The sequence below is a fragment of the Vagococcus sp. WN80Y genome, assembly GCF_059621045.1.
Window position 1 is genome coordinate 143,297 of the sequence record NZ_JCAQHY010000001.1, and the last position, 24,289, is coordinate 167,585.

Consider the following 24,289-nt stretch of genomic DNA (forward strand, 5'->3'; position numbering starts at 1 on the left):
CTAAGGTAAGTTAAATAGGCCTGTTGCTTCATAGTATATCACTGATTAGCTGTTGCGGAAAAGAAGAAGCCTTGTTTAATAAGGGAGGATTAATCAGTCAAATTATTAAGAAAGAATGAGAACTTGAAACTTTGATTGATATTTCACAATCTTTTTGTTAAACTAAGATAGTGGTAAACAAGGGTTACAGGAGTACGGTAGCCAGGTTTATCTAGTTTTTAATCAAGGGGGAGTTCAAATGAAACGCAAGTTAGGAATAGGATTAGTCTCATTAGTATCAGTCATGATGTTGGCTGTGGGGTGTGGTAAAGCAGAACAGAAAGCAACGACTGAAACAAAGGAAACAACAGAAAAATCAGATGCAACATCAGGTGCTTCTGAACAGAAAAAAACATCATTAGATGAATTGAAAGATAGCTATGATGTCATTATTGTTGGCGCAGGTGGCGGCGGTATGGCAGCAGCAATTGAAGCGAAGGAAAAAGGCTTGAACCCAGTTATTTTTGAAAAAATGCCTGTAGCAGGTGGAAATACGGTTAAGGCTTCGGCTGGGATGAACGCTTCAGAAACGAAGTATCAAAAAGCAGAAGGCATTGAAGATTCAAATGATTTATTTTTTGATGAAACGTTAAAAGGCGGCAAGGATACGAATGATAAAGAGTTATTACGTTATTTTGTTGACCATTCTTCAGATGCGATCGATTGGTTAGATTCTATGGGAATTGAATTAAGTAATTTAACAACAACCGGTGGTATGAGTGTTAAGCGAACTCACCGTCCCGCTGATGGATCAGCCGTTGGTCAGTATTTAGTAGACGGTCTTTTGCGTAATGTTCATGAGCGTGAGATTCCATTGTTTACAGATGCGGATGTCAAAGAAATTGAAGAAAAAGATGGCGCTGTTTCTGGTGTTAAAGTAACCTTTAATGGAAAAGATGAGAAAGAAATTGCTGGTAAAGCTGTGATCGTGGCAACTGGTGGTTTTGGAGCCAACTTAGACATGGTGACTGAGTATAACAAGGATCTTGAAGGGTTTGTGACAACAAACCAAGAAGGAAGCCAAGGTGACGGCATTAAGATGATTGAAAAACTTGGTGGGGCAACAGTTGATATGAAAGAAATTCAAATTCACCCAACGGTTGAGCAAGAGACTTCTTACTTAATTACAGAAGCGGTTCGTGGTGAAGGCGCGATTCTTGTTTCTCAAGATGGGAAACGATTCATCAATGAATTAGAAACTCGCGATACTGTTTCTGCTGCAATCATTGCGTTGAAAGAAAAAGCGGCTTACTTAATTTTTGATGCTGGTGTAAAAGAGCGGGTAACAGCGATTGATTTTTATCAAAAACAGGGCTTTGTAAAAGAAGGCAAAACGATTGAAGAGCTTGCAAAAGAAATTGACGTTGATCCTGCAACTCTAACAACGACTGTTGACACTTGGAATACAAGTGTTAAGGATAAGAAAGATGGCGAATTTAACCGTGAAACCGGTATGGATAATGACCTATCAAAAGCCCCTTACTATGCGATAAAAATCGCACCAGGAATCCATCATACAATGGGTGGGGTTAAGATTAATACTAAGACAGAAGTCTTAAAAGAAGATGGCACGTCAATTAAGGGCTTGTATGCCGCTGGTGAAGCTGCAGGTGGCCTTCATGGACAAAATCGGATTGGTGGAAATGCTGTTGCCGATATTATTATCTTCGGACGTCAAGCAGGCGATCAGTCAAGTGAGTATGTTAAAGCAGCTAAATAGTTTGCTTAATTAAATCGCAAGAAAGCAACTCTGTCAGTGATAGAGTTGCTTTTTTTGACTAGATTAAGAAGGAACCGAATATTGTCAAACGTTGACTTTTTCTTTTAGCAATAATTGATCAATTTGATGTTCTAATTTATCAGTACAGGTTAAAAAATCGTCAATAAATGGTCCGTAAATTTGAGATAAGGAGTAAAATTCTCTTATGATTTTTTTCTTATCCAAAGGCATCAGTCGATTATCAAAAAATTTATTTAATAATTCAAGTATAGTTGACCATGATTGAAGTTGTTACTTTTATCTGGTACAGCTCTTGGTGAGACACGGCTTTGATTGGTTGCTTATTTTTTGTCATAATTTATATCTCCTTTTTTATTTATTATGGTTAATAAATTTATAGTATCTTTATTACAGATAAAAGTCAATATCTTTATTACAGATAATTATAATAAGGTTGGGTGATAAAAATGAACTATTTAACTATTCGTTCGATAAGAGAAGATAATGATGTAACTCAGCAAGAAATGGCAAATCTATTGAATGTTTCACAAAATACATATTCTCAATATGAAACAGGAAAAATCGAATGGACTGCTGGTACATTGGTGAAAGTAGCTGATTATTTCGGTGTGAGTATTGATTATTTACTTGATAGAACAAAAAATAAAACAGTACTGAAATAGTTGTGTTAAAGAGGCCTTTAGCGGCATAAATTAAGTTAAATGAAACGTTTATCGCTATGTGACAGGCTAAATTCACTAAAGGGCAGTCGGCTGATTATCATGATTAAAAGGTAACTAAATATAAAATAACAGGAATAGTGAAAAAGGGTGTCAATGAAATGCGTACATGAATGATATCAAGCCTGTAATCTAGTTCGAAAATTTATTGTCATTGTGAAAACTAATAGAATCAGTAAAAAGAGTTGCACCCAAAAATGGGTACAGCTCTTTTTGTTTGTTACTCAACTAACTACGGTTGTAGCAAGACTTTGATCTCATTGCCTGACATGACTGCGTGGAAGGCTTCCTCCCATTGGACTAAGGGATAAATAGCAGTGATGAGCGGATCTAGGTTGAGAGTTCCTTCTTCTAAAAGAGCGATTGCTTTTACCCAAGAACTTGGCTTCTGTGTGCGTGAACCGACAAATTCAATTTCTTTATGGATTAAGTGGTCGATGGTTAGTTCAATTCGATCGGTTGCAAAGAGTCCCTCTTGGATAACACGTCCTTTTTTCTTAACAATTTTAAAGGCGTTATCAAGAGCGATTGAGTTGCCAGAGCATTCGAAAACTTGGTCAACTCCCTGATGATTAGTTAAGGTGAAAAGCTCAGCTTCCCAATTGTCTCCTTGACTATCAATCACCCAATCGATTCCAAGGGTTAAGGCTAGATCAAGCCTTTTTTTATCTGCAGTAATTCCGATTAAAACAACTGTAACATCGTAGGTTTTTAGGACTAATGACATCAATAAGCCAATCGGGCCAGGGCCGAAAACAGCGATAACTTGCTTAGGCTGGATAACGGTTTTTTCCATTACAGCATGGACGCAACAGGCTAGTGGTTCGAGCATGGCAGCCGATTGGGGGGAGATATTTTGGGGAAGTTTGTGGCAGCGGTCCGCTTTTGCCAAAACATAGTCGGCAAAGCTCCCATCTACCTGAGTGCCAATACCTTGACGGTCACTGCAAAGATTATAGTCTTTCTCTAGGCAGTAGCTACATTTTTCACAAACTGAGAAAGTTGTTTCACTGCTAACGTAATCGCCAATCGCTAGAGTGGTGACATTTTTACCAATAGCAGTGATTTGACCAGAAAACTCATGGCCAAGTGTTAAGGGCGTTACTTTGGTATATTCGCCCTTGAAATTATGAATGTCAGATCCGCAAATCCCAGAGTAAAGAACCTTGATTTTGACTTCGTTGACTCCAGGTGCCAGATCTGGCACCGTTTTGTAGGTCATGTGGGCATAACCCGGTCTCGTTTTTTGTAAGGCTTTCATAGTATAATTAGCTCCTTAGTTAAGTTTTAGTCGGTACTAAATAATGAACTAAAGAAGAGGATACTGGATAAATGGATCATAGCATGGGCTGTTTTAAAACTCAATTTTGTGGCTAACACAAATTGTTTGAAATCGGTATCAAAGGAATTGGTCTTGTGAAAAATGTGTTCTAAATTATAATGAAATTGTGGAGGTGCCCAAGATGAACAGGAGAATTAATAAGATTATACTGGATATTTTACATGGCAAGAAACAAACGCTTCAGGATTACGCAAAATTATTTAAAGTATCGGAACAAACAATTCGTAATGATATCAATGAAATTAATCAGCAATTCGAAGTAGATAAACAAGGTCAGCTTTACTTTGATGAGAATGGAATGATCACCTTTACTGTTGATGTCGATTGGACGAAAGCGCTTAAAACGTATACCTCCTTTCAGCATTATCGCCTATCACAAAACGAACGGCGAACCATTTTAGCGTTGTTATTATTAACCTCAAAAAGCTATGTTACAACTTATTATTTGTCTGAATATGTGCTAGTTAGTCGCAACACTTTGATTAGTGACATTGAAGAATTGAAAATCTGGTTTAAGAAAAATCAATTGGAGCTTTTTTCTCAAGTAGGCAAAGGGTATCAAATACATGGGAGAGAGGTAGACATCCGCCAAGCTATGTTGAAATTGATTTTAATGAATGGATTGTTCGCTAGCGATTATGATTATACATTTGGAAATGAGTATCATATTTTTCAAAACTTGTTGCTGAATATTATTGATAAGCAGAACATCTATCAAAAGATGAAGCAGCTGTTAATCGAAGCCGAACGAGAAAATCAGTTACAGCTATCCGATTTTTCGTATCAAGAGGTGGTTTGTTATTTAGTACTTGTGGTCGAACGCTTACGTTTATCGCAAACGGTTGTTGAACTTGATAACCATGAGCAGTTAGTTAACAGTTCAAAGTACGGCCTTGCTAAGTGTTTGGCAACCAAAATTGAAGAAGCGTTTAAGGTGGTATTTTCTAAGAATGAATTGCTTTACTTAACAGCCAATTTACGCCAAAAAAGTTATTTGAAAAACAATGGCCGTAAGATTGATTCGATTGAAATTCAAATTTTGATTAATGAGTTCATTTTTAATTTGTCTCATAAGTTAGCTATTAAATATTATTTAAATAGCGATCTCTTTGAATTATTGGAAAATCACTTAAAATTATCTATCTTGCGGATTAAAGAAAATACGACGGTTGAAAATGAATTATTGCCAGAAATTTTTGAGTCATACGGCGATATTTTCCCAATTGTGAGAAGTGGTTTGCTGAATTTGGAGACGTATTTACAAAAGTCTTTTTCAGACGATGAGGTCTCTTTTATTGTGATGTATGTGATGGCTATTATTGAAAACAGTACCAGTGATCAGCCAATTATCAAGGTACGGCTAGTATGCAACTCAGGTAGGGGAACGGCGCAATTGCTAAAAGCGAAAATCAAGACAATTTTTCCGCAGATAGATATTGTCTCCGTTGCGTCATCCCATGATCTTTTCACGAGTCCACAGTTGTTACAGGATTTAGTTATTTCGACTGTGCCGATTAGTCAATTTACAGAGCCGTTGGTGATTGTTAAGCCAATTTTAACGGAAGCCAATATTATGGAAATTCAGCGACAAGTGTATCATTTGCAGGCTCAAAAAGTAACAGAGAATCAAGTCGTTGAAACGGTCTTTTTTTCTCATTTTGATGCTGATAAGGAATCCAGACCAACGAGAGAGATTGCCAAATTATCTGATATCTTGCCTCCTCAGCGGGTTCTTTTAGATGGTCAGGCCAGTAATTGGCAGGAAGCGGTTACTCTAGGTGGGCAGTTATTGTTAAACGACCATTTAATTACGGATACTTATATTGATTCGATGATTGAGATTATTGATGAGTTGGATTCTTATGTGGTGATTTATCCGGGAGTCGCGATTCCCCATGCCAACGCTGAGAATGGGGCGCTAGTGACGGGAGCGAGTTTTGTCAGGTTAGAAATACCTGTTAATTTTAATCATCAAAAAAATGATCCAGTCAAATATGTGATCGCTTTTAGTATTGCAGATCAGGATAATATTGGCAGTTGTTTGTATAATTTAACGGAAATATTAGGTAGAGGAAAGTTTGACGAACGATTGGATCAGTGTCAGACCGAGGCCGAGATACTGCAGCAGATTAAACTATTAGAAAATGAAGTGATGGGGATAATTAATGAAAAAATTACTGTATGATGCCAAAGAACAATTTATGTATGGACAGTTCGACGCAGAAGAACGTGTCACACTTTTGGAAAAAATGAGTGAGGTTCTGATTGAAGAAAAATATGTTAAAGAAAGTTATAAGCAGGCGGTGGTTCTTCGAGAACAGGAGTTCCCAACAGGTTTGCCAACAAAGGGAATCAGTGTTGCGATTCCACATACCGATAGCGAGCATGTCATTCATGAAGGATTTCTCGTTGGGATAGTTGAAAAACCAGTAACGTTTGAGGTGATGGCGAGTCCTGGTCAAGAGGTAGAGGTAGAAATTGTGTTTATGCTTGCGATTAAGGAGCCCGAAAATCAATTAGTGATGTTACAGAGATTAATTGGCTTATGTCAAAATGAAGCCTCTTTAAAATTAATCAAAGAAGGGACTGACATGGCAAGAATCAATCAATTGTTAGGGGAAATAAGTTGTTAGTGGTGGGAAGAAAAATATGATAAGGGAGATGTAAGCATGTTAGAAATTATTAAATCAGCTGTTAATTATATTCTTGATTTAGGAGCAACGGCAATGTTGCCAATTATTTTAACAGTTTTTGGCTTGATTTTAGGTCAATCATTAAGTAAATCATTTCGAGCGGGGTTGACTGTTGGGATAGGGTTTACTGGGTTAAATTTAGTCATTGGTCTTTTGTCTGATTCAGTTGGAACGGCTTCACAAGCAATGATTGAGCGTCTAGGGTTGAATCTCGACATTCTAGATGTTGGTTGGCCGATTGGAGCGGCGATTACGTTTGCGACACCAATCGCAGTTTTGCTGATACCGGTTATCTTTATATTTAATATTATTTTACTTCGTTACAATATGACAAAAACAATGGATGTTGATTTATGGAATTACTGGCATTTGATTTTTCCAGGAGCGATGATTTACTACGCGACAAAGTCAATCTGGATTGCGATAGTTTGTTCGTTGATTAATGCGTTTGTTATCTTCAAATTGGCTGACTGGACAGCACCGGCGGTTGAGAATTTCTTTGGACTACCGGGGATTTCACTGCCTCATGGTGAGACAGTCAACTTTGCTCCGATTACGTATGCCCTCAACAGATTGTGGGATAAAATACCGGGTTTGAACAAAATCGATATCAATGCCAAAAATTTAAAGGATAAGCTCGGTTTGTTTGGAGAACCGATGATGATTGGGTTGATTTTAGGAATAGGCATGGGATTCTTGGCAGGCTATGATTCTCAGGCAATCATTCAATTAGGGATTCAAATGTCGGCCGTTATGATATTAATGCCAAGAATGGTCGCATTATTGATGGAAGGACTGGCGCCGATTGCGGATGCCGCTAAGAGTTTTATTCAAAAACGTTTCCCTGGGAAAAAAGTTTATATTGGGTTAGATGCAGCTGTTGTGACTGCGCATCCAGCGATTATTACAGTTGCCTTGATTATGGTACCAATTACGATTCTTTTAGCAGCAATTCTGCCATTTAACCGTTTATTGCCATTTGCAGATTTAGCCGTGTTACCTTTTACAGTTATTTGGTCTGTCGCAGCTTCAAAGGGCAATATTTTCCGTGGGTTGTTAAATGCGATTGTCTCTATTTGCCTGGTGCTCTTTATTGCCACTAACCTAGGCGCGTTAACGACGACTATGGCACATGCAGTTGGCTTTGCTTTTCCAGAAGGAGCTACGATGATTTCTGGGATTGATATGAGCAGTCACTTAACTCTCTGGATCATGCTAAAACTAATTGATCCAACCAATGTCCCGGCCTTTGCCTCAGGAATAGTTGGGTTGGTCCTATATGGTGGCCTGTGGTATTGGGTAAGAAATGATATTAAAAAACAATTTCCAGAATCATAAAATAATTAGAAATTAGGAGAGTGTCATCATGAATAAAAAACATATTTTAATTGCTTGTGGAACAGGTGTTGCAACATCAACGGTTGTTAGTATGCGCGTTCAAGAGGAGTTAGCAAAAAACAATATCAATGCAACCGTGGAACAATGTAAGGTAGCGGAATTGCCATCAAAAATAAACGGGGCTGACCTAGTGGTGACTACCACGTCTTATGAAAGTGATGAGATTCCAGTCATTAGAGCTCTTTCTTTTTTAACAGGAATAGGGATGGATGAAGATATTGCTAAAATCATTGAGATCATGAAGTAGTTAGGAGCTGAAAGAATGGGTGAATTTAGCGAGAAAGTCGTTGTGGTGACAGGAGCAGCTAAAGGAATTGGGCGTTGTATTGTTGAAAGTTTTGCTAAAAAGGGCGCTAAAACGGTTATTTTAGACTTTGATTCAGTGGCAGGCGAAGCTTTAGCAGTTGAGCTGAGTGAGATGTATGGTGCATCGCTTTTTGTCAAAACGGATGTCAGTAAGATGGCGACATTGACTGCTGCAAGGGAAGAAGTTATGCGCGTTTTTGGACGGATTGATGTGTTAGTTATTAATGCTGGAATCAGCTATCGTCATACAATTGCTGAAATTGCAGCAGATGAATGGGAGCGCGTTTTGGCAATTAATTTGGGGGGCTCCTTTTATACGGTAAAGGCCTTCCATAACGATTTCTTAGAGAGCAGTCAACAGAACCGTCCGGGGAAAGTTATTTTTATTACCTCGGGATCGGGGATTACGGGGACTGGTGGAGGCGCACACTATGCGGCTTCAAAATCTGGTCAGCATGGGTTGATGCGAACTGTTTCAAAAGAGTTGGGTCCTTTAGGAATTAATGTTAATGCGATTGCTCCAAGGGTAATCCAGACGGAGATTTTAGATCATCTGTATCCGACGGAAGCGAGTCGCGACGAGCTGATAAAAAAAATTCCGATTGGCCGTATTGGTCAAGCTGAGGACATTGCGAATTTAGCGCTATTTTTAGCGAGTCCTGAGAGTTCTTATATTCATGGTCAGATCATCTTAGCAGATGGCGGACGTACTTATTAAATGGAAAGGTTACGAGAAAAATGAAAAAAATTTTAGTAGCTTCAGGTACATCGCAAAATAAATTAAATTTTGCTACAGAGTTTATTACAACCTATTTAAAGGAACAAAGGATTGAGGTTGAGGTGATTGGTGGGAGTATTTATGAGGTATCACTAGCTGAGATCAATCCAACTGTAATCGTGGCGATTGGGCCACATTCTTTTAATGATGAGTGCCCAATTGTTAATGGGACAGCCTTCATTACTAAAATGGGGATGGAACAATGCTGTGATGAGATTATTCATCACTTATCATAACGGTGAAGGCTTGAAAAACAATGACAATAAAAGTAATTGCACTAGATATTGATGGTACCTTACTGGATGATCGCAAGGTAATTTCAGTAGTTAATAGAGAAGCGGTTTTAGTGGCACAGCAACAAGGGATTGAGGTTGTTTTATGTACAGGACGACCGATTCAAGGGGTTCAGAAGGTCAGCGAGCTTCTTCGTTTGCCCACCGACTTATCTTATTATGTGGCGTATAACGGGTCGTTAGTTATGAATCGGAAAGCTAAAATGCCTATTTTTTCTAAGCAGTTGTCTAGACAGACCGCTGAAATGATTTGTCAGCTGATAGAACCTTATTCAGTAGGTGTCCATGGTTTTACGGAAAAGGGGATTGTTTCATTTAAGTCGGAGATCAATTCTTACACAGTTAGAGAAAGTTATTTATCTGCGGTTCCTTTGCAGTATTGTGAGGTATCGCAGTTAGACAGGCAGACGGCCTTTTATAAATTTATGATAGTAGGGAAGCCAGAAAAACTTGAGCAATTTTATCAAGCGACACATTCAGAACTTTTACAATCAGTAGATTGTTATTTTAGTGAGCCGCATTATTTGGAAGTTGTCCCAAAAGGAATCAATAAGGGAACGGCTCTGCAACAGTTGTTGACTCATTTGAACCTGTCGACGGATCAACTATTAGCAATTGGCGATAATTACAATGATTTAGAGATGCTACAGTTAGCAAGTGTTGGCGTCGCTATGGCAAATAGTCCCCAGACAATTAAAGAGCTGAGTGATTATGTGACGAAATCAAATAATCACTCAGGAGTCGCTGCGGCGATTAAACAGTTTACTCGAAATGATGATTAAATGGAGGAAAATGATGATGACAATGTCAATACCGAATAAAGCTCATTTAAGCGATGATGAATTAATTAGTTTATATGAAACTATGTGGACCATTCGTTTCTTTGATGAAAAAGTGGATCAGCTGTTCGCTCGTGGACTTATTCACGGAACTACCCATTTGGCTGTTGGACAGGAAGCAACGGCTACAGGTAGTGGCGCAGTTCTAAGGCAAACGGATTGGATTACTGCGACTCATCGAGGGCACGGTCAGACAATTGCTAAAGGGACCAATGTCAATGGAATGATGGCGGAACTCTTTGGTAGGACTAATGGAACGAATAAAGGGAAAGGTGGCTCGATGCATATCGCCGAGTTGGAGACGGGAAATCTCGGGGCTAATGGAATTGTCGGCGGTGGTTATCCGATTGCAACGGGAGCGGCGTTGACTGCCAAGCTTAAGAAGCAGGATAGAATTGCTCTTTGTTATGCGGGAGATGGTTCGACTAATGAGGGGAGCTTTCACGAGTCGATTAATCTAGCGGCTGTTTGGGAGTTACCTGTGGTCTTTTTTGTTGAAAATAATAAATATGGGATGAGCGGACCCGTTGAAAAAATGACTCGGGTTGCTAATCTTAGTGACCGAGCAAGCTCTTACGGCATAGAGGGACTCACGATAGATGGCAACGATTTAATTGCTGTGATTGATGCGACCTATGAAGCGGTTGAAAGAGCACGAAGAGGTGACGGTCCAACGCTGATTGAAGCCTTGACCTATCGGTGGAAGGGACATTCAAAATCGGATGCCAAAAAATATCGAACGAAGGAAGAGGAAGAGGATTGGCGGAAGAATCGAGATCCAATTAAATTAGCTAAAGAACGATTTATAGCCGCAGGGTTATTTACTGAAGAAGAAGCCGAAGAGATTCGTTTGCGGGCGAAAGAATCAATTGAGGAAGCGGTCAGATATGCTGAGGCAGGCGAGATGCCAGCGGTGACGGCATTGTATGACGATGTATATTCAGATTAAGGGGGAACTAAAAGAATGCGAGAAATTACTTATTTAGAAGCGGTAAGAGAAGCCTTAACTGAGGCCATGGATGAGGATCAGGATGTTTTCTTAATGGGGGAAGACATCGGTGTTTATGGCGGTGCTTTTGGAGTAACGCGAGGGATGCTAGAAGAATTTGGCGAAGAGCGGATTCGGTCGACACCCATCTCAGAAAGTGCGATTGCAGGCACAGCTGTGGGAGCGGCTATGACCGGAATGCGTCCAGTTTATGAGTTACAATTTTCAGATTTTATTACGATTGCCTTGGATCAGATCGTTAATCAAGCAGCAAAAATTCATTACATGTATGGCGGGAAGGCGATGATTCCACTAGTGATGAGAACACCGGGAGGCTCAGGGACCGGGGCTGCTGCGCAACACTCACAAAGCTTAGAGAATTGGACAGCTCATGTACCTGGACTCAAGGTGGTTCAACCTGCGACGGCTTATGATGCTAAAGGCTTATTACATGCGGCGATTGAAGATAACAATCCTGTGATGTTTTATGAGCATAAGCTTTGCTATAAAACGAGTGGGGATGTGCCAGAAGGAAAGTACATGATTCCTTTAGGCGTAGCTGATATTAAACGAGAAGGTGGGGATATTACTGTTGTTGCAACAGGGATTATGGTGCACAAAGCATTAGAAGCAGCAGACCATTTAGCTGCAGAAGGGATCGAGATTGAAGTGGTCGATCCACGGACGATTGTGCCACTAGATAAGCAAACGATTATTGAGTCAGTTAAAAAAACTGGGCGAGCTATTGTTGTGACCGAAGCAGTTAAAAGAAGTGGGTTTAGTGCAGAGTTAGCCAGTGTTATTGTAGAAAATGATTCGTTTGATTTCTTAGATGCACCAATTGTTCGCCTAGCAGGTGAAGAGGTTCCGATTCCCTATCATCCTGAGCTGGAAAAATTGGCCGTCCCTCAGGTTTCAGATATTGTTGAGGCGTGTCGCGAGATGATGGCGAAAGGTTAATTAAGACCCAACTCGAGAGAATGAAGGACTTTTGATTAAAAGAGTAGCACTAGTGTGGATAGAGGAGGACTGAGAATGGCTCATGAAGTACTTATGCCGAAATTAAGCTCAACGATGGCAGAGGGAAGTATTACTCAATGGTTCAAAGAAGAAGGCGATTCTGTTGAGGTTGGTGAGGCAATTTTTGAAGTGATGACAGATAAAATTGCAATAGAGGTTGAAGCCTATGAAGAAGGGATTTTGCTTAAGCGGTATTATAAAGAAGATGAAAGTGCTCCGATAAATTCGATTGTCGCGTATCTTGGAGTTGCTGGTGAAGAGGTACCAGAGACGCCACCTAGCGCCGAGGAGAGTGTGATTTCAGAAACGATTCAAGCGGATCATTTGGAAAAAACAGTTGTAGTAACAGCAACAACGAAGTTGCTCCATGATCAGAAGCAGCCAGCGACTCCAGCCGCCCGTAAGCTTGCTCGGGAGCGAGGGCTTGATTTAGCGAAAATCATAGGTAGTGGGCGTAATGGTCGTATTCATAAAGAGGATGTTGCGAATTTTTATCAGTCAGTTAGACAGGAGCTTGATCAAGAGACGCTTATTCCTTGGCAAGGAATGCGAAAGGCCGTCGCGGATTCAATGGTAGCAAGTAAAGCAACTATCCCTCATGTGACAATGAATGCCCAGGTTGATTTAAGCCAATTAGTTCTTCTTCGAGAACAGCTATTGCCTATTGTTGAGGACAAAGCGAATAAGCGCTTGAGCTATATGGAAGTAATTGTTAAGGCAGTGGGAATCGCATTGCAGGAGTTTCCGCGATTAAATGCCCATGCGTTAGCAGATGGTATTCACGAATTTGGCCAAGTGAACATTGGATTGGCAGTGGCTTTATCGGAAGGATTGGTTGTTCCTGTCATCAAGGATGTGGCTCGAATGACTCTAAGTGAACTGGCAGTCGCGGTGAAGAGTGTGACTCAAAAAGCGCGAGAGGGTAAGCTGACGGGAGAAGATATGTCAGGTGGCACCTTTACTATAAGTTCTTTGGGAGCAGGGGTGGTAAGGCAGTTCAATCCAATTATTAATGCACCAGAAGTTGCTATTCTTGGAGTTAGTAGCATATTTGACGGGATTTATAAAGGTGCAGAGGGGCAAGTTGAATTGCGCCCAAGTGTAACATTAAGTTTATCATTTGATCATCGTGTTAGTGATGGCGCACCTGTTGCCAGTTTTTTAGCAACCCTTGTCGCGCTACTAGAGTGTCCCTACAAGTTACTTGTATAGATAATAGATAAAGGTGGAAAGAAGGGGACATTATGACTAAAAATAAGATTGAAACACTTGTAATTGGATCGGGACCTGGTGGATATGTGGCTGCAATTAGGGCGGCACAGCTGGGGCAACACGTTACAATTGTCGAAAAAACGGCAATTGGTGGGGTTTGTTTGAATGTCGGCTGTATTCCTTCTAAAGCGTTAATTACTGCTGGACATCGTTACCAAGAAAGTTTACATTCTGACTTTTTAGGTCTTCGTGTGAAGCAGGTGAGCTTAGATTTTCAGCAAACTCAGGTCTGGAAAAATGAGACAGTGGTCAAGTCACTCACAAATGGAATTGAAGGTTTATTAAAAAAGAACAAGGTAACTGTTTTAAAAGGGAACGCGACGTTTATTAATGCTAATACAATCGCCGTTGATTCAGAAGAGCGGAAGGAATACACCTTTAAGCAAGCAATTATCGCAACAGGAAGTCGCCCGATAGAGATCAAAGGATTTCCTTTTGGTGACCGAATTATTGATTCGACAGGTGGTTTGAATTTGAGAGAAATTCCGAAGCGACTTGTTATCATCGGTGGTGGTGTAATTGGGTCTGAGCTAGGTGGGGCTTATGCTAATCTTGGAACAGAGGTTACCATACTTGAGGGCTCTTCGAGTCTGTTACCAAGCTATGAAGCAGATATGGTAAGGCATGTTGCGCGTTCCTTTAAGAAAAAAGGAGTAATGGTTCATACAAATGCACTTGCAAAGGAAGGGATTGTGACAGAAGATGGTGTCACTGTTCGATATGAAATCAACGGCCAGTTACAAGAGGTTGAGGCTGATTATGTAATGGTTACAGTCGGAAGACGGCCAAATACTGATCAGCTCGGTTTGGAAAAAGTAGGGATTAAGGTTGATGAGCGAGGTTTGATTCCAGTTGGTGCTGATTACCGAACGAAGAAGTCCCATATTTTGGCAATTGGAGACGTGATTGAAGGCTTAGCCTTAGCTCATAAGGCTAGCTACGATGCCAAAGTTGCTGCGGAGGTACTTTCGGGTCATAAGGTTCAAAAGGATTATCAAGCAATGCCAGCGATCTGTTTCACTGATCCAGAATTAGCAAGTACTGGCTTGACATTGAAAGAAGCAACGGCCAAAGGACTATCGGCCAAAGCGTATCAATTTCCTTTACAAGGAAATGGTCGTGCTCTTTCGCTTAATCAATCTGAAGGGTTTATCCGTTTAATTGTTGATCGTGATTCGACGATCCTTGGCGGACAGGTCGTCGGTGTAAATGCGAGTGAGCTGATTACGGAGATAACCTTAGCTGTTGAAACTCATTTAACGGTCGAGGATTTGGCACTAACTGTCCATGGCCATCCCACGCTTGCTGAAGCGATTATGGAGACAGCAGAGCTAGCTCAAGGTTTACCTATTCATATGTAAATAAGGGATTCATCTAAAAATATAAATGTAATAAGTAGAGGGTGAGACGAGTGTCTCACCCTCTACTTATTAATGTTCGAGAAATTTGTAATAGTAACGCCCAACTTCGGCGATTTGATGAGCGTCTGAGCCGTAGCATCCTGAAATACCCAAGCTTTGAGCTTTTGATAGAATATCTTTAGATGGGTAGAGCTGTTTGTAGAATGGTTTATCTAGTCCAGCAGTGTTAATATCTAGTTGATAATTGGCTTCTGCAATCTGCTTTAGGAGTTGAGAAATTGTCAACCAGTTGTCCTTTGTAAAGTCAGTTTCAGCTGAGAAGAATGTTTCAAATTTTTTAATAAGGGTTAGATGTCCTAGTCGTTTTGGTTTATAGGGGCCTAAATCAGCCTGTATGGAGTCCGCAATTAAGCGAAAATAAATATCATAAATGGCTGAAAAATCAGAATAGTAGTTAACCAACCCTTTTTCAAATTCCTCAGGTGTATAGTCTAAACACCACCATCCCGCTATCCCAGGTTGAAAGTGAACAGAAAGGACGCCATCTTGAGTACGTGGCCCATATTCGTCAAGAAAGGCTTTTGTCCAACCCTCAAAATCTGGTAAATAGTCTATTTCAAAGCCAATATTTACTTTAAGGTCACTGGCATATTTTTTTTGCAAGGATTCCATTGTGGTAAAGTAAAGTGGCAGATCATTAAAAGCCATACTGGCAGTGGCTAGCCCTTCCAATTTTCCTCCATATATGTTGCCAAAATCAGGTGGTAACGGAGCGTGCTCTGTAATAGAATATTCTGTAAATCCAAGTCGAATTGCCTGTTGAATCATTTTTTCTGTAGGTTCAAAACTGCCGTGTGGGCAAAATTCGGTATGAGTGTGTCCATCTTTTTTCAATTGACTGACCTCCATTATCATCAGTGAGTTTGGACAAATTATACCACTAGATGGCTCCTAGTTGGGGAGGAAATGTCGAAATTATGAGAAAAAATGATTTTTTACATGGAAAATGATTTACTTTAGTCGTGATAATTGCTAGGATAGATATAATATTCTGTGAGTTTTATCATTGTTTTGTCTTTATTTTTTAATTAAAAATCAATGAGGGGTGACGAGATGAAGTGGAATCGTAGTTTACCAAATGGAACGAAAGACAAATTATTTAAAGAGGCCGTTCAGAGCCATCGACTTGAAAGTCTGGTTAATCGACATTTTATGGGACGCGGTTATCAACGAATTGAAACACCGCTGATTGAATTTGAAGAGGTGTTTGATGGAATGGCTCAAAAGGCGACGTCTCGGTATCGTTTTTTTGACGATCAGGGACGAATTGTTGTACTGCGTCCAGATATGACATTACCAATTGGGCGAGTCATTAGCACAACCGGTGTGATACCACCTGTGCAACTTTCTTATAGTGGCAAGGTTTTTCGAATGAATAAAGGGCATTCAGGTGAATATAATGAGCAGCTACAGGCTGGAATGGAGTTAATCGGTTATGATTCCTTAAAAGCTGAAACAGAATGCTTAATCAATGCGATTAGTGTGTCTCAAAAAAGTGGACTGACTAATTTTCAAATAGAGTTAGGGCATGCGGCAATTTTTCAAACAATTACGAAAGAATTTGGGTTAACAGGTGAGGCTGAGGAACAATTTAAATGGTTGCTTCAGAGTAAAAATTCTTCTGGGATGCAGACTTTTCTAGCCGATTATCGAGCGCATGAGTTATACCCACTAGTCTCAAAATTACCACGACTATTTGGTTCAATTGATATTTTAGCAGAGGTTCTGGATGTTACGACGCACCCTGTTATTATATCGGCTATTTCTGAGTTAGAGTCGTTAATCAAGCAGGTTCAGCAGGTGTATCCAACTCAATCACTGACGGTAGACATTGGATTAGTGCAAGAGTTTAATTATTACACAGGATTGACTTTTAAAGGGTATACGGATCAGTCTTCTGATTGTTTTTTAAGTGGAGGTCGCTATGACAAGTTATTGGCTGAATTTTCAGTGGAGCCGGTGCCGGCCGTTGGTTTAGTCTTTTACTTAGATCGAATTATTTATATCAAAGAACGAAAAGGTGAGCTGGATAAGCCTAAGGGGATTCAAACCTTGATTCACTTCGCTGATGATTCCTTGAGAGCGGCAGAGGAGTTACTGGAAAATGTGCCTGACAGTAGTTTGAGTTTACACCGAGAATTGAGGGATACAGTGGCACATGCTAAAAAGTGGCAAATTCCTCGTGTGTTAGTTGTTTCGCAAGAAGGGATTAGTGAGCAGGTGGGAGTAGATGGAGGTCTAGGGCATGAATAAATTGAAAATTGCCTTAACTAAGGGGCGTATCGAACAGAAAACCATTGATTTATTGGAAGAAGTGGGGATTAAGTGTGATTTTTTACGTAATAAGAAACGTAAGCTAGTTTTTGAGAGTCCTCATGATGATTATGAGTTTATTTTAGTTAAAGCTGTTGATGTCCTGACATATGTACAACAAGGTGTGGCGGATATTGGGATTGTTGGGAGTGATGTCTTGTATGAGGATGAAAACGAGCATTTTGAAATGCTAGATTTGGAAATAGGTCAGTGTCAGTTTTGTGTGGCTTCGATTCCTTCTTATGAAATGACTGATTATCGTCGAAAAATTATTGCAACCAAATATCCGAATACCGCAGCTCGTTATTTTCGTGAAAAAGGCGAGGATATTGAGATTATTAAGATTGAGGGATCAGTTGAAATTGCCCCCATATTAGGGTTGGCTGATGCGATTGTTGATATAGTTGAAACAGGTGATACGTTACGAGAAAATGGCTTAATTATTTTTGAAGAGATGATGCCAATTTCAACCCGATTAATTGTCAATCGTGTGTCCCTTAAAAGAAATAAGCAAGCGGTTTGTCAGTTAGTCGATCAACTGGAGGAACATATCCAAAGAAAGAAGGCAGGCGTCTAAATGAGAATAATAACAGGTGATTTAGCTGAATTGAAGGCGTATGTGGCTGATACAGTAAACGAAGCACAGGACTTAGTTATTGAAGAACAGGTTAAGGCGATTATTGGAGAGGTCAAGAAGCATGGTGATGATGCATTGCGACGGTACACGAAGCAGTTCGATCAAGTTGAACTTGAAGAGCTTAGGTTAAGCTGTGAAGAGATTGAGGAAGGCTATCGAAGGACGAATGAACAGGTGATTGAAGCGTTAGAGGTAGCGAAAGGCAATATTGAATCTTTTCATTTAAAACAAAAACAACAAGGCTTTGTTGATGCTGAAACAGCTGGGGTTGTTCGAGGCCAGCTTGTACGACCAATTGAGACGGTCGGAATTTATGTCCCAGGTGGAACAGCTCGTTATCCGTCTTCGGTTTTGATGAATGCATTGCCTGCTAAAATTGCTGGTGTTAAGCGGATTGTAATGGTGACACCAGGTTCACCTGAAGGATTGCCAGATGGATTATTGGCCGCGGCTAAATTATGCGGAATTGAGGAAATTTATCAGATTGGTGGAGCTCAGGCGATTGCGGCGTTGGCCTATGGGACTCAATCAGTTCCCAAAGTTGATAAAATTGTGGGTCCAGGCAATATTTACGTCGCCACAGCTAAGAAAATTTTATTTGGAACGGTTGCAATTGATATGATTGCTGGCCCTTCAGAAGTCGTTGTTTTAGCGGATGAATCGGCCAATCCCGCGTTTATTGCCGCTGATCTGCTATCTCAAGCTGAGCATGACGTGTTGGCGCGAGCTATTTTAATCACGACTAGTCAAAAGCTAGCAGAAATGGTTCAAAAAGAACTTGATAAACAATTAGCTAGTTTACCTCGTGAGACTATCGCTCGACAGGCATTAGTTGATCATGGGGCAATCTTTATTGTGCCTGATTTGGCGACGCAGTTTGCGTTGATGAATGACATTGCGCCAGAGCACTTAGAAATTCAGCTTGTCGATCCGATGGCTCATCTAAGTCGAATCAAGCACGCGGGGTCAGTTTTTCTTGGTGCGTACGCTTCAGAGCCGTTAGGTGATTACTTAGCGGGTCCCAATCATGTCTTGCCTACAAGTGGGACAGCGCGTTTCTTTTCACCTTTGGGAGTGGAGGACTTTGTTAAGCGAACGGCTTTTATTTCTTACACAAAGGAGGCGCTGGCTTTAGAAAAAGAACAGGTTATGATTCTAGCACGAGAAGAGGGATTAGAAGCTCATGCACGTGCAATCCAGATCAGATTTGAGTAGATAATATGAAGTAAGTTATTAGCAAACTATGAGGAGAGATGTTATGAGAAAGGCGTCATTAGAGAGACAGACAGCGGAAACGTCAATTGGCATTTATTTGGCACTGGATGAGCGTGATCCAGTTTGTGAGATTTCCACAGGTATCGGTTTTTTGGATCATATGCTTACGTTATTTGTTCGTCATAGCCGAATTAGCTTTAAATGTCAGGCCGAGGGTGATTTGGCAGTTGATAGCCATCATACCACTGAGGATATTGGGATTGTGATTGGCAAGTGTTTGAAAGAAGCCCTTGGTGAAAAGGTTGGAATTAACCGTTACGGTCATGAGTATGTGCCAATGGATGAAAGTCTTGGGTTTGTTGCACTGGATTTGAGTGGTCGTTCTTATTTAGTATTTGAGGCAAATTTTGATTCGCCAAAAGTAGGGGAGTTTGATACAGAGTTAGTTGAGGAATTTTTTCAGGCGCTTGCTTTTAATGCGGAAATGACTCTTCATTTGAAGGTTCTTTATGGCAAAAATACGCATCATAAGATTGAGGCACTGTTTAAAGCTTTTGGTCGAGCGTTGCGCCAAGCGATTGAAGTGAACCCGGCTATTAAGGGCATCAATTCTACTAAGGGTGTGCTTTAGATGATTGTTATCGTAGATTATGATACAGGAAATACACGCAGTTTGAGTAAGGCATTTGAAAAAGCTGGGATGGAAACGATTATTTCAGCTGAGCCAAAGACCCTATTGGCTGCTAAAGGGTTAGTTTTACCAGGAGTTGGAGCTTTTCCTAAAGCCATGGCAACTTTAACAGAACGGGGGTTACTTGCTCCGTTATTAGGAGCAGTTGAAAAAGGAATTCCTCTTTTAGGAATTTGCTTGGGCATGCAGTTATTATTTGAAGAAAGCTCGGAATATGGTGAAACGGCAGGGCTAGGGTTAATTCCTGGTCGGGTGATTCCATTTCCAACCAAGCTCGGGTTACAAATTCCACATATGGGATGGAATTCGTTACAGGTGACTGGGACTAATTCGTTAGTCAATCAGCTTGATGGTGAATATTTTTATTATGTTCATTCATACTTAGTTGAGTGTTCAGAGGAATATCTTTTAGGGACAAGTGATTACGGGGGGCTAGTTCCTGGTGTGGTTACTAAAGGTAATGTTTACGGCACACAGTTCCATCCCGAAAAAAGCGGTGAGGCGGGGCAGAAACTATTAAGAGCATTTAGGAAAGTGGTGGGGGTATGATAGTCTATCCAGCGATTGATTTAAAAGAAGGGCGATGCGTCCGACTCTATCAAGGTGACTTTGCTCAAGAAACAGTGGTCAATCCTGATCCAATTAAGCAAGCGAAGGCATTTGCTGATGAAGGGGCTCAAGCATTGCATATTGTTGATCTTGATGGCGCATTGAGTGGGGATTTGACTAATTTAAAGGTAATTAAAGCGATTTTGACAGCTGTTGATATTCCTATTCAAGTAGGCGGAGGGATTCGGTCGATGGAACAAATTTCGACGTATCTTGAGAGTGGCGTGTCGCGTGTGATTATTGGTTCAAAGGCTGTTGAAGATCCTGAATTTGTTGCTAAAGCTGTGCAGACACATGGGGCTAAAATTGCAGTAGGGATTGATGCAAAGGATGGTTTGGTAGCGACTCGTGGATGGCTCGATGTCTCAAATCGTGATTACTTAACGGTTGCTCAAGAGATGGCAGCAATAGGTGTTAAGACGATTATTTTTACAGATATTGCTAAAGATGGGACTCTTTTAGGGCCAAATCTGGTTCAGCTAACCGGCTTAACGGAAAGAGTACCGAAGCTTAATTTGGTTGCTTCAGGAGGTATTAGTTCTCGAGCTGATTTAGAAGCTGTTAAGTCATTAGGTGTCTACGGTGTCATTAGCGGTAAAGCTTTATACAATGGAAATTTGACGATGTCGGATGTTGTGGAGGTTGGTGATTAATGTTAACTAAACGGCTAATTCCTTGCTTAGATGTGACGGCAGGGCGAGTGGTGAAAGGGATCAATTTTGTTGATTTACAGGATATAGGAAATCCTGTTGAGATTGCGAAGGCTTACTCAGAAGCAGGTGCCGATGAGCTAGTTTTTCTCGATATTACAGCGACTGTAGAGGGACGGAAAACGATGGTGGAAGTTGTTCGTGAGACTGCTGCAGAGGTTTTTATTCCGTTGACTGTTGGTGGTGGCATTCAGTCAGTTTCCGATATGCAGAAACTATTAAGAGCGGGTGCTGATAAGGTTTCTTTAAATTCAGCTGCGATCAAACGGCCAGAATTGATTCAAGAAGGAGCTGAAAAATTTGGTAATCAGTGCATGGTAGTTGCGATTGATGCTAAGTTCAACCCGTCGTCTAAGAGGTGGCATGTCTTTAGTCAAGGTGGCCGAGTTGATACAGGGTTAGAGGTTGTTTCATGGGCAAAAACGGTGGTTGAGCTGGGAGCAGGAGAATTATTATTGACTAGTATGGATGGAGACGGTACCAAGGATGGTTACGATTTGGCTTTAACAAAAGCTGTAGCAGAGGCGGTTAGGGTGCCAGTGATTGCTTCTGGTGGCTGTGGCACAGTTCAACATATTGTAGATGTCTTTAAGAAAACAGAGGCATCAGCAGCATTAGCCGCTTCGATTTTTCATTACGGTGAGTTGACGATTGATGAGATTAAGTCGGAGCTAAAACAGGAAGGAGTGGCAGTTAGATGGTAGTGCCAGATTTTTCTAAGGGACTAGTACCTGCGATTATTGTGGATAACAAAACGAAAGAGGTGCTGATGCTTGCGTACATGAACGAAGAGAGTTATGAGCAAACATTGGCAACAAATGAGACGTGGTTCTATTCTCGGTCACGACAAGAGCTGTGGCATAAAGGCGCAACTAGTGGACATCTTCAAATTGTTAAAAGTATCACCTTGGATTGTGATTGTGATACCTTATTGATTGCAGTCGAGCAAAAAGGGGTGGCCTGTCATACGGGCGCACATAGTTGTTTTTTTCAAAAAATCAGAGAGGATGAGCCTCGTGACAAGTTTGACTGAGCTATATCAAGAGATTTTAGAGAGGCAAGTAGCTCCTAAGGATGGAAGCTATACGACTTATTTGTTTTCAAAGGGATTAGATAAGATATTAAAAAAAGTAGGAGAAGAAGCGACAGAGGTTGTGATTGCCGCTAAGAATGGTGATAAAGAGGAGTTGATTGCTGAAAGTACGGATTTATTATATCACTTACTAGTTGTGCTAGTTGAGCAGGGCGTCAGCTTGATTGAGGTCGAACAAGAGCTACAAAAACGTCAAGGGAAAATCAGTAAGACGCAAGACCGTGCAGAAATTACGGATTTATAGATATAGAAAGAGGGAGTTCTATGAAAGAGAAAGTGACATTAGCTAGTCTAAGTCCTTATGTACCTGGAAAGCCGATGACAGAGGTTCAGCAGGAATTTGGCTTGAAAAGAGTCGTTAAATTAGCTTCCAATGAAAATCCTTTTGGGTCGTCTGAAAAAGTTCAAGCCAAGTTGAGAGAATCGTTAGCAGAGTTAGAATACTATCCTGATGGTGGTGCCAAAGCGCTGAAGGCTAAGTTAGCTGAGTTTCACCAGATAAGTGATGATCAGTTATTGATTGGCGCTGGCTTGGATGATGTCATCCAAATTATTTCTCGCTCTCTGTTGAGCTTTGGGGATGAAATTATTGTGGCTGATCCGACTTTTTCTCAGTATGAACTTCACGCAGTGATTGAGGGGGCGGAGGTAATTAAGGTCCCTGTTGATGAGGACAGTGGTCAGATGAACTTGAGCGCGATGTTAGCGGCGATTACCCCTCGTACTAAAATTATTTGGTTATGTAATCCCAATAACCCGACTGGGACATATATCCCGCAGACAGAGATTCGGCATTTCATCGAGGCGGTGCCAACAGATGTGCTAGTAATTAGCGATGAGGCATATCAGGAATATGTGACTGTCGAAGATCGGCCAACTAGTTTGCCATTAATGTCTTCGGTAGCGAATTTATTAGTTATGCGAACGTTCTCGAAAGCTTATGGGTTAGCTGGACTTAGAATTGGTTATGCGGTAATCCCTGAGAGCTTGAGACATGCGTTTGAAATCGTCAGACCGCCATTCAATACGAGTAGTTTGGCTCAGGTTGCTGCCATAGCTGCGATAGATGATCAAGCGTTTATCAAACGAACAGTGGCTGTTAATCAAGAAGAGCTTGGAAAATGGACAATTTTTTTGACAGAACAATCGTTGAAATATTACGTATCCCAAGCAAATTTTATTTTCTTTAATACAAAAAGGGATAGTGTAGCCCTAGCAAAGAAGCTGATGGCCGCTGGTTTTATAGTTAGATCGGGACTAAAGCCAGAGTGGTTGCGACTTACGATTGGCCATCCAGAAGACAATCAACAATTGCGAGACGTTTTAGCTGATTTATTAAAGAGCGAGTAACATAATAAAGTCACTTGTTATGCAACTTAAGAGTGTCATTTTTGCAACAGATGACTGCTTGTGAGACGCTCTGAGATGATTTAGACTTAAGGTAATTAAGGGAGGCGATTTTTATGCTGAATGATAAACTGAAATTACTAAGGAAACAGCGGGGCGTGTCACAAGAAGGATTAGCGGAACAATTGGCAGTGACGAGACAAGCAGTTACTAAATGGGAGAGTGGACTGGTTATTCCCGATATATATAATTTACTTAAAATGAGTGAAATTTTCAATGTCACAATCGATTATCTAGTCAGGGAAGATGATGAGTGTCAAGTTGAAGTTAACAAAAAAATAGTTGATAAGACAGGATTGGTTGGGTTTGTCTATGAAGCCAAGATGTCTACTTACGCGGCTGATGGTCAACAAGATCAATTAACGTTGCGCCAAACATCAAAGGATTATCGGTTTAGAAAGAATGACACTTATTATCATGATAGTTATGTAGGCAGCCAGACGTTTATTGGGGAAGAGTTGATTTATAAAGGGGAACAACCTGTTTGGGGGCTAGCTTATTCTGGCAAGGTTTTAGCTGATACTTTTTCTTCTCGTTTTCTTAAAGAGTCGCTATTGTTAGTTTCAGAAGAATTACCGATTCGCGGACCAGTTTATTATAGTCAGGGGAGTTATCATTATCATTGTGAGATCGAAGGCGATTTTGACTGGTTTAAAGGAACAGAAGCTGTTTACTATGAGCAGAAAAGAGTATTTGAGTTGCATTTTCATGGCGGGGTACTTGATTAGAGGGTTGCTAAAATAACTACAGGTAAAGGAGTCGATC

Annotated in this window: 26 protein-coding genes; 24 read left to right on the forward strand and 2 right to left on the reverse strand. The window is 40.6% G+C overall.

Annotated elements, in window-relative coordinates; genetic code table 11:
• The first annotated feature begins 238 nt into the window (after positions 1 to 238).
• On the forward strand, positions 239 to 1,759 hold the full coding sequence (locus AC5KOD_RS00665; RefSeq protein ID WP_496912622.1) for a flavocytochrome c: 1,521 nt from the start codon (positions 239 to 241) through the stop codon (positions 1,757 to 1,759).
• 467 nt (positions 1,760 to 2,226) lie between these two features.
• Positions 2,227 to 2,442: a helix-turn-helix domain-containing protein gene (locus AC5KOD_RS00670; RefSeq protein ID WP_496912623.1), complete on the forward strand. Its 216-nt coding sequence runs from the start codon at positions 2,227 to 2,229 to the stop codon at positions 2,440 to 2,442.
• 289 nt (positions 2,443 to 2,731) lie between these two features.
• Here AC5KOD_RS00670 and AC5KOD_RS00675 read toward each other — a convergent pair whose 3' ends face one another.
• Positions 2,732 to 3,760: a zinc-binding dehydrogenase gene (locus tag AC5KOD_RS00675; protein WP_496912624.1), complete on the reverse strand. Its 1,029-nt coding sequence runs from the start codon at positions 3,758 to 3,760 to the stop codon at positions 2,732 to 2,734.
• 202 nt (positions 3,761 to 3,962) lie between these two features.
• Between AC5KOD_RS00675 and AC5KOD_RS00680 the strand changes: the two genes are divergently transcribed.
• From AC5KOD_RS00680 to lpdA, 11 genes are all read left to right on the forward strand, one after another.
• On the forward strand, positions 3,963 to 6,026 hold the full coding sequence (locus AC5KOD_RS00680; protein WP_496912625.1) for a BglG family transcription antiterminator: 2,064 nt from the start codon (positions 3,963 to 3,965) through the stop codon (positions 6,024 to 6,026).
• Complete coding sequence (locus AC5KOD_RS00685) at positions 6,007 to 6,474, forward strand: PTS sugar transporter subunit IIA (RefSeq protein WP_496912626.1); 468 nt, start codon at positions 6,007 to 6,009, stop codon at positions 6,472 to 6,474. Before AC5KOD_RS00680 ends, AC5KOD_RS00685 begins: the two co-directional genes overlap by 20 nt.
• A gap of 36 nt (positions 6,475 to 6,510) precedes the next feature.
• The gene (locus AC5KOD_RS00690) at positions 6,511 to 7,872 is read left to right on the forward strand and encodes a PTS galactitol transporter subunit IIC (protein WP_496912627.1); all 1,362 of its coding nucleotides are present in this window, start codon (positions 6,511 to 6,513) and stop codon (positions 7,870 to 7,872) included.
• A gap of 28 nt (positions 7,873 to 7,900) precedes the next feature.
• The gene (locus AC5KOD_RS00695) at positions 7,901 to 8,179 is read left to right on the forward strand and encodes a PTS sugar transporter subunit IIB (protein ID WP_496912628.1); all 279 of its coding nucleotides are present in this window, start codon (positions 7,901 to 7,903) and stop codon (positions 8,177 to 8,179) included.
• Positions 8,180 to 8,194: 15 nt separating this feature from the next.
• Positions 8,195 to 8,956 carry an SDR family NAD(P)-dependent oxidoreductase gene (locus AC5KOD_RS00700; protein ID WP_496912629.1) on the forward strand — a complete coding sequence of 254 codons (762 nt, stop codon included), beginning with the start codon at positions 8,195 to 8,197 and terminating at the stop codon, positions 8,954 to 8,956.
• A gap of 20 nt (positions 8,957 to 8,976) precedes the next feature.
• On the forward strand, positions 8,977 to 9,252 hold the full coding sequence (locus AC5KOD_RS00705) for a PTS sugar transporter subunit IIB (protein WP_496912630.1): 276 nt from the start codon (positions 8,977 to 8,979) through the stop codon (positions 9,250 to 9,252).
• 20 nt (positions 9,253 to 9,272) lie between these two features.
• Complete coding sequence (locus AC5KOD_RS00710; RefSeq protein WP_496912631.1) at positions 9,273 to 10,091, forward strand: Cof-type HAD-IIB family hydrolase; 819 nt, start codon at positions 9,273 to 9,275, stop codon at positions 10,089 to 10,091.
• A 16-nt stretch (positions 10,092 to 10,107) separates the two neighbouring features.
• Positions 10,108 to 11,097, forward strand: coding sequence for a thiamine pyrophosphate-dependent dehydrogenase E1 component subunit alpha (locus AC5KOD_RS00715; RefSeq protein WP_496912632.1), 990 nt, complete (start codon positions 10,108 to 10,110; stop codon positions 11,095 to 11,097).
• 15 nt (positions 11,098 to 11,112) lie between these two features.
• On the forward strand, positions 11,113 to 12,096 hold the full coding sequence (locus AC5KOD_RS00720; RefSeq protein ID WP_496912633.1) for an alpha-ketoacid dehydrogenase subunit beta: 984 nt from the start codon (positions 11,113 to 11,115) through the stop codon (positions 12,094 to 12,096).
• A gap of 75 nt (positions 12,097 to 12,171) precedes the next feature.
• On the forward strand, positions 12,172 to 13,368 hold the full coding sequence (locus tag AC5KOD_RS00725; protein WP_496912634.1) for a dihydrolipoamide acetyltransferase family protein: 1,197 nt from the start codon (positions 12,172 to 12,174) through the stop codon (positions 13,366 to 13,368).
• A gap of 32 nt (positions 13,369 to 13,400) precedes the next feature.
• Positions 13,401 to 14,789, forward strand: a complete 1,389-nt coding sequence (lpdA, locus tag AC5KOD_RS00730) for a dihydrolipoyl dehydrogenase (protein ID WP_496912635.1) — start codon at positions 13,401 to 13,403, stop codon at positions 14,787 to 14,789.
• Positions 14,790 to 14,858: 69 nt separating this feature from the next.
• Here lpdA and hisJ read toward each other — a convergent pair whose 3' ends face one another.
• Entirely contained in the window at positions 14,859 to 15,683 is an 825-nt protein-coding gene (hisJ, locus tag AC5KOD_RS00735) for a histidinol-phosphatase HisJ (RefSeq protein WP_496912636.1), read from the reverse strand.
• Positions 15,684 to 15,902: 219 nt separating this feature from the next.
• On the opposite strand from hisJ, the gene hisZ reads away from it, so the two are divergent.
• From hisZ to AC5KOD_RS00790, 11 genes are all read left to right on the forward strand, one after another.
• Entirely contained in the window at positions 15,903 to 17,102 is a 1,200-nt protein-coding gene (gene hisZ, locus AC5KOD_RS00740; RefSeq protein WP_496912637.1) for an ATP phosphoribosyltransferase regulatory subunit, read from the forward strand.
• Positions 17,095 to 17,739 (forward strand): ATP phosphoribosyltransferase, encoded by a 645-nt coding sequence (gene hisG / locus AC5KOD_RS00745; RefSeq protein WP_496912638.1) that lies wholly within the window; start codon positions 17,095 to 17,097, stop codon positions 17,737 to 17,739. The genes hisZ and hisG overlap by 8 nt, the downstream gene beginning before the upstream one ends.
• Positions 17,740 to 19,014: a histidinol dehydrogenase gene (gene hisD / locus AC5KOD_RS00750; protein WP_496912639.1), complete on the forward strand. Its 1,275-nt coding sequence runs from the start codon at positions 17,740 to 17,742 to the stop codon at positions 19,012 to 19,014.
• Between the two features lie 43 nt (positions 19,015 to 19,057).
• Entirely contained in the window at positions 19,058 to 19,645 is a 588-nt protein-coding gene (gene hisB / locus AC5KOD_RS00755) for an imidazoleglycerol-phosphate dehydratase HisB (RefSeq protein ID WP_496912640.1), read from the forward strand.
• The gene (hisH, locus tag AC5KOD_RS00760; RefSeq protein ID WP_496912641.1) at positions 19,646 to 20,254 is read left to right on the forward strand and encodes an imidazole glycerol phosphate synthase subunit HisH; all 609 of its coding nucleotides are present in this window, start codon (positions 19,646 to 19,648) and stop codon (positions 20,252 to 20,254) included.
• Entirely contained in the window at positions 20,251 to 20,967 is a 717-nt protein-coding gene (gene hisA, locus AC5KOD_RS00765) for a 1-(5-phosphoribosyl)-5-[(5-phosphoribosylamino)methylideneamino]imidazole-4-carboxamide isomerase (protein WP_496912642.1), read from the forward strand. Before hisH ends, hisA begins: the two co-directional genes overlap by 4 nt.
• Positions 20,967 to 21,728 carry an imidazole glycerol phosphate synthase subunit HisF gene (hisF, locus tag AC5KOD_RS00770; protein WP_496912643.1) on the forward strand — a complete coding sequence of 254 codons (762 nt, stop codon included), beginning with the start codon at positions 20,967 to 20,969 and terminating at the stop codon, positions 21,726 to 21,728. Before hisA ends, hisF begins: the two co-directional genes overlap by 1 nt.
• Positions 21,722 to 22,057 (forward strand): phosphoribosyl-AMP cyclohydrolase, encoded by a 336-nt coding sequence (hisI, locus tag AC5KOD_RS00775; RefSeq protein WP_496912644.1) that lies wholly within the window; start codon positions 21,722 to 21,724, stop codon positions 22,055 to 22,057. The genes hisF and hisI overlap by 7 nt, the downstream gene beginning before the upstream one ends.
• Positions 22,032 to 22,361 (forward strand): phosphoribosyl-ATP diphosphatase, encoded by a 330-nt coding sequence (gene hisE / locus AC5KOD_RS00780; RefSeq protein ID WP_496912645.1) that lies wholly within the window; start codon positions 22,032 to 22,034, stop codon positions 22,359 to 22,361. Before hisI ends, hisE begins: the two co-directional genes overlap by 26 nt.
• Positions 22,362 to 22,381: 20 nt before the next feature.
• Positions 22,382 to 23,467 (forward strand): histidinol-phosphate transaminase, encoded by a 1,086-nt coding sequence (gene hisC, locus AC5KOD_RS00785; RefSeq protein ID WP_496912646.1) that lies wholly within the window; start codon positions 22,382 to 22,384, stop codon positions 23,465 to 23,467.
• 113 nt (positions 23,468 to 23,580) lie between these two features.
• The gene (locus AC5KOD_RS00790; protein WP_496912647.1) at positions 23,581 to 24,252 is read left to right on the forward strand and encodes a DUF5680 domain-containing protein; all 672 of its coding nucleotides are present in this window, start codon (positions 23,581 to 23,583) and stop codon (positions 24,250 to 24,252) included.
• Positions 24,253 to 24,289: the final 37 nt, after the last annotated feature.

Excerpts from the sequence above, each read along its gene's own strand:
- AC5KOD_RS00665 (WP_496912622.1), top strand. The coding sequence starts at position 239 with ATGAAACGCAAGTTAGGAATAGGATTAGTCTCATTAGTATCAGTCATG.
- AC5KOD_RS00670 (WP_496912623.1), top strand. The coding sequence starts at position 2,227 with ATGAACTATTTAACTATTCGTTCGATAAGAGAAGATAATGATGTAACT.
- AC5KOD_RS00675 (WP_496912624.1), bottom strand. The coding sequence starts at position 3,760 with ATGAAAGCCTTACAAAAAACGAGACCGGGTTATGCCCACATGACCTAC.
- AC5KOD_RS00680 (WP_496912625.1), top strand. The coding sequence starts at position 3,963 with ATGAACAGGAGAATTAATAAGATTATACTGGATATTTTACATGGCAAG.
- AC5KOD_RS00685 (WP_496912626.1), top strand. The coding sequence starts at position 6,007 with ATGAAAAAATTACTGTATGATGCCAAAGAACAATTTATGTATGGACAG.
- AC5KOD_RS00690 (WP_496912627.1), top strand. The coding sequence starts at position 6,511 with ATGTTAGAAATTATTAAATCAGCTGTTAATTATATTCTTGATTTAGGA.
- AC5KOD_RS00695 (WP_496912628.1), top strand. The coding sequence starts at position 7,901 with ATGAATAAAAAACATATTTTAATTGCTTGTGGAACAGGTGTTGCAACA.
- AC5KOD_RS00700 (WP_496912629.1), top strand. The coding sequence starts at position 8,195 with ATGGGTGAATTTAGCGAGAAAGTCGTTGTGGTGACAGGAGCAGCTAAA.
- AC5KOD_RS00705 (WP_496912630.1), top strand. The coding sequence starts at position 8,977 with ATGAAAAAAATTTTAGTAGCTTCAGGTACATCGCAAAATAAATTAAAT.
- AC5KOD_RS00710 (WP_496912631.1), top strand. The coding sequence starts at position 9,273 with ATGACAATAAAAGTAATTGCACTAGATATTGATGGTACCTTACTGGAT.
- AC5KOD_RS00715 (WP_496912632.1), top strand. The coding sequence starts at position 10,108 with ATGACAATGTCAATACCGAATAAAGCTCATTTAAGCGATGATGAATTA.
- AC5KOD_RS00720 (WP_496912633.1), top strand. The coding sequence starts at position 11,113 with ATGCGAGAAATTACTTATTTAGAAGCGGTAAGAGAAGCCTTAACTGAG.
- AC5KOD_RS00725 (WP_496912634.1), top strand. The coding sequence starts at position 12,172 with ATGGCTCATGAAGTACTTATGCCGAAATTAAGCTCAACGATGGCAGAG.
- lpdA (WP_496912635.1), top strand. The coding sequence starts at position 13,401 with ATGACTAAAAATAAGATTGAAACACTTGTAATTGGATCGGGACCTGGT.
- hisZ (WP_496912637.1), top strand. The coding sequence starts at position 15,903 with ATGAAGTGGAATCGTAGTTTACCAAATGGAACGAAAGACAAATTATTT.
- hisG (WP_496912638.1), top strand. The coding sequence starts at position 17,095 with ATGAATAAATTGAAAATTGCCTTAACTAAGGGGCGTATCGAACAGAAA.
- hisD (WP_496912639.1), top strand. The coding sequence starts at position 17,740 with ATGAGAATAATAACAGGTGATTTAGCTGAATTGAAGGCGTATGTGGCT.
- hisB (WP_496912640.1), top strand. The coding sequence starts at position 19,058 with ATGAGAAAGGCGTCATTAGAGAGACAGACAGCGGAAACGTCAATTGGC.
- hisH (WP_496912641.1), top strand. The coding sequence starts at position 19,646 with ATGATTGTTATCGTAGATTATGATACAGGAAATACACGCAGTTTGAGT.
- hisA (WP_496912642.1), top strand. The coding sequence starts at position 20,251 with ATGATAGTCTATCCAGCGATTGATTTAAAAGAAGGGCGATGCGTCCGA.
- hisF (WP_496912643.1), top strand. The coding sequence starts at position 20,967 with ATGTTAACTAAACGGCTAATTCCTTGCTTAGATGTGACGGCAGGGCGA.
- hisI (WP_496912644.1), top strand. The coding sequence starts at position 21,722 with ATGGTAGTGCCAGATTTTTCTAAGGGACTAGTACCTGCGATTATTGTG.
- hisE (WP_496912645.1), top strand. The coding sequence starts at position 22,032 with ATGAGCCTCGTGACAAGTTTGACTGAGCTATATCAAGAGATTTTAGAG.
- hisC (WP_496912646.1), top strand. The coding sequence starts at position 22,382 with ATGAAAGAGAAAGTGACATTAGCTAGTCTAAGTCCTTATGTACCTGGA.
- AC5KOD_RS00790 (WP_496912647.1), top strand. The coding sequence starts at position 23,581 with ATGCTGAATGATAAACTGAAATTACTAAGGAAACAGCGGGGCGTGTCA.